1 protein-coding gene is annotated in these 756 nt (G+C 32.8%); it reads left to right on the top strand.

Annotated features, from left to right (window positions below):
* On the top strand, positions 1 to 756 hold a 756-nt coding region (locus tag CQA75_RS08920), incomplete at both ends, for a phage tail tape measure protein (protein ID WP_137624602.1).

The following is a 756-nucleotide window of genomic DNA, read 5'->3' as shown; positions in this document are numbered from 1 at the left end:
AAAAATCAGTGCTAATCTTGAAGATGATATGAATAATATCAATACCTTTTTAAATGCCGATAATGAAAGTTTAAAATCTTTGCGTTTGAATTTTTTAAAACTAAGTTCAAATATAAAAATGAATGTGAATGATCTTACAAAATTTGGCGAACTCGGAGCAAGGCTTGGCATAAAAAGCGAAAAGGAGCTTTTAGCTTTTAGTGAAATTGGTGCTAAATACAGCCAAGTTTTTAAATTAAATAATGAAGAAAGCATTAACTTCATGAGCAAGCTTTCTAATATCTATAAACTAAATACTAAGGATATGCAAGGCTTGGGAGATAAAATCATAAGCGTTGCAAGAGCTAGTAATGTTAGTGCTAGTAGTGTAGCTAAAACTATGAATGAAGTAGGAGGCGATGCAAAGCTTATTGGCATGAATGCAGAAGCCACCGCTGCTTTAAGTGCAGCTTTTGTGAGTGCCACTAAAGATGAGGGAGAAGCAGTAGGAACTTTTAAAGCAATGACTGCGGTTATGAGTAATCTTAATAATATAAGCGATGATATGAAAGCTAAGTTTTTAAAATTAGGTCTTAGTACAGAACAGCTTGGTGCTTATTTCAAACAAGATGCAAGTGAAGCGGTTAAAATGCTTTTAAATCAAATAAAAACCTTACCAAAAGATGAAATGACAGATTTTTTAAATTCAGTTTTTGGAACAGGTGCTGCAGGTATGATGCAAAATTTAGTCGATAATACGGACAAATATGAAAATGC

Source organism: Campylobacter taeniopygiae, assembly GCF_005406225.1.
Classification (GTDB): Bacteria; Campylobacterota; Campylobacteria; order Campylobacterales; family Campylobacteraceae; genus Campylobacter_D; species Campylobacter_D taeniopygiae.
The sequence above is the reverse complement of the archived record's forward strand: the minus strand, read 5'-3'. Positions and strand labels throughout refer to the sequence as shown.